Source organism: Terrabacter sp. P5_B1, from assembly GCF_056400505.1.
The window spans coordinates 1-3,080 of the sequence record NZ_JBFULD010000420.1 but is presented as its reverse complement, the minus strand read 5'-3'; the positions used below and the strand labels follow the sequence as shown (position 1 = coordinate 3,080).

Annotated in this window: 3 protein-coding genes; 2 read left to right on the top strand and 1 reads right to left on the bottom strand. The window is 71.1% G+C overall.

The features are described from left to right. The first annotated feature begins 168 nt into the window (after window positions 1-168). Entirely contained in the window at window positions 169-801 is a 633-nt protein-coding gene (locus AC1DP0_RS20230; RefSeq protein WP_478088069.1) for an aminodeoxychorismate/anthranilate synthase component II, read from the top strand. Window positions 802-880: 79 nt separating this feature from the next. Here AC1DP0_RS20230 and pknB read toward each other — a convergent pair whose 3' ends face one another. Continuing rightward, window positions 881-2,731 (bottom strand): Stk1 family PASTA domain-containing Ser/Thr kinase, encoded by a 1,851-nt coding sequence (pknB, locus tag AC1DP0_RS20225; RefSeq protein WP_478088067.1) that lies wholly within the window; start codon window positions 2,729-2,731, stop codon window positions 881-883. A 124-nt stretch (window positions 2,732-2,855) separates the two neighbouring features. Between pknB and AC1DP0_RS20220 the strand changes: the two genes are divergently transcribed. Continuing rightward, on the top strand, window positions 2,856-3,080 hold a 225-nt coding region (locus AC1DP0_RS20220; protein WP_478088065.1), incomplete at its 3' end, for a hypothetical protein.

Here is a 3,080-nt window from a genome sequence, read left to right as displayed (position 1 = left end):
GTCCGTCACCATCTACAAGCAGTACGTCGACGCCGTCGGTCTCGGCTACGGACTCCACACCCTGGGCTCGACCGAGTTCCCGGCATACTCGGGGTCGGTCGACTTCCAGTACGCGACCCCGATCCGGCCGACCACCGGCACCCCGTGACCTCCCCCCGACAGGCCCGCATGAGCATTCGCATCCTCGTCGTCGACAACTACGACAGCTTCGTCTACACCATCGTCGGCTACCTCGAGCAGCTCGGTGCCGACTGCACGGTCGTGCGCAACGACGCCGTCCCCGCGACGGACGCGGCGGCCTACGACGGGGTCGTCGTCTCCCCCGGCCCCGGCGCGCCCGAGGACGCGGGCGTCTCGCTCGAGATCATCCGTGAGTGCGCCCGTCTGGCCAAGCCGATGTTCGGGGTGTGCCTCGGCCACCAGGCCCTCGGCGTCTTCGCCGGCGCGACCGTCGGCCGGGCGCCCGAGCTGCTGCACGGCAAGACCTCGCTCGTGCACCACGACGGCACCGGCGTCCTCGAGGGGCTGCCCAGCCCGTTCACGGCGACGCGCTACCACTCGCTGACGATCGTCCCCGAGACCCTCCCGGGCGAGCTCGTCGCCACGGGCCACACGGACTCCGGCCTCGTCATGGCGGTGCGCCACCGCGACCTGCCGCTACACGGCGTCCAGTTCCACCCCGAGAGCGTCCTCACCGAGGGCGGCCACCGGATGCTCGCCAACTTCCTGGCGATGTGCGGCGACGCCCACGCCGTCGAGCGGTCGGTCGGCCTCAGCCCGCTCGTGACCGCAGCCGTCTGACCACACCCTGCGAGACGGCATACGACGAAGGGCCCCTCCCGCTGGGAAGGGGCCCCTCGTCGTATGCCGTGTGCCTGGCCTAGGGGGTCGGCGTCCCGGTCCCGGTGCCGGTCGTGGTCGTCCCCGGCGTGGTAGGCGGGGGTGAGGTGACCGTCACGGGCGGGGGCGTCGGCGCCTTGGCGACCTTGACGGTGATGGAGGTGCCCATCTTGACGACGTTGCCGGCCTGGTCGACGGACAGCACCTCGTCGGGGTTCTTGGCGGACTCGACCGCCTCCTTGCGCGGCTGGAGGCCGGCGTTCTGCAGGGCGACCGCGGCGAGGGCCCAGTCCTGCCCGACGAGGTTGTCGGGCACCTTGACGTTGCCGGTCGCGTAGAAGATGCGGACYTTCGAGCCCTTGGCGACGACGGCCCGGGCGGCCGGGTCGGTCTTCGTCACCTTGTTCTTCTCCTGGTCCGGGGTGTTCTCCTCCTGGAAGCCGGACACGACGAAGCCCTGTTTCTCGAGCTCGGCACGGGCGGCGTCCTTGTTGAAGCCGGTCACGTCGGGGACGGTCAGGCTGTCCGGCCCGGTCGACACGACGTACTTGACCACCGACTGCTCGGCGATCCTCGTGCCGGACTTGGGGTCCTGACTGATGACGTCTCCCTCGGTCACGTTCGTGCTGGGCGCTGTCGACTTCTCGCCCCGGAGGTTGTTGGTGGCGAGCGTCTGGGCCGCGACGTCGCCCTTCAGGCCCTCGATCGTCGGCACGGAGACCAGCGTCACCGCCGGCGTCTGGTTGCTGAACCACGTCACGGCACCCCAGCCGACGAGGGCGAGCACGGCAGTGATGAGCACCGTGATGAGCGCCGCCTTGCCCCTGCCGCCCTTCGTCTCGTCGCCGTCCTCCTCGTCGTGGCCGATGGCCGGCAGACCCGCGGTGTTGGCGTAGCGCTCGCTGCGCGCGGTGACGGGCGACTGCACCGCCGTCGGGGAGCCGGCGATGGCATACGACTGCGGGAGGGTCTGGGTGGCGACGGCGCCGACGGCGGCCGCGGTGCCCAGGGCAGCCGTGCTGATGGATCGGCCGAGCCGGACGTTCTCGAGGTCGGCCCGGAAGGCGGTGGCGTTCTGGTAGCGGGCCTCGCGGTCCTTGGCGAGAGCGTGCAGGGTGACGGCGTCGAGGTCGCCGCCGACGGCGTCGTTGAAGACGCTCGGGGGCTGGGGCAGCTCGCCGACGTGCTGGTAGGCGATGGCGACCGGCGAGTCACCGGTGAAGGGCGGACGACCCGCGAGCAGCTCGAACAGGAGGCACCCCGTCGAGTAGAGGTCGGACCGCTCGTCGACCGTCTGGCCCTGGGCCTGCTCGGGTGAGAGGTACTGGGCGGTGCCGACGACCGACTGGGTCTGGGTCATCGTGGCGGCGGTGTCGGCGATGGCGCGGGCGATGCCGAAGTCCATCACCTTGACGTGGCCGCCCGAGGTGATCATGACGTTGGCCGGCTTGATGTCACGGTGGACGATGCCCATCCGGTGGCTGTAGGCCAGGGCGTCGAGGATGCCCTCCGTCACCCGGATCGCCTCTGCGGGCTCGAACTGCTTGCGCTTGCTCAGCTGCTGGCGCAGGGTCTCGCCGTCGACGTACTCCATGACGATGTAGGGCAGCGTCGTGCGGGTGCCGTTGGGACCCTCGACGACGCTGTCGTCCTCGCCCGAGTCGAAGATGGCGACGATCGCCGGATGGTTGAGACCGGCGGCCGACTGCGCCTCCCGCCGGAAGCGCAGGAGGAAGTTCGCGTCGCGCGCGAGGTCCGAGCGGAGCATCTTGATGGCGACCTTGCGCCCCAGGCGGGTGTCGTGGCCGAGGTGCACGTCGGCCATGCCGCCGCGGCCGATCAGCTCGCCGACCTCGTAGCGTCCACCGAGGACACGGGGTGCGGTGCTCATGTCGTTGGCCTCTGCTCGTTCGGGTGCTGGGTCATCCTGGTCCACTCGTCGGGCGCCTGCAGGGCGCTGGTCGGGCTGGTCGCGGTGGTCGGTCATCTACTTGCCTTTGCCCTTCCGCTTGCCCTTGACGTGGTGGGCGGGCTGCGGCTTGGAGGGCGTGGACGCCGGGGCGGCCCTCTTCGAGGGCTGGCTCGAGGGCTGGCTCCAGGGCTGGCTAGAGGGCTGGCTCGAGGGCCGGCTCGACGTCGGGCTCGAGCTCGCCGAGGGGGCGGCGACGCTCGTGGCTGGGCTCGGGGATGCGCTGGGCGTGCTGCTCGGGGTCGCGGCCGGCGCCGGGACTGACGCCGGA

Coding starts and splice junctions, on each gene's coding strand:
- AC1DP0_RS20230 (WP_478088069.1), top strand. CDS start 169: ATGAGCATTCGCATCCTCGTCGTCGACAACTACGACAGCTTCGTCTAC.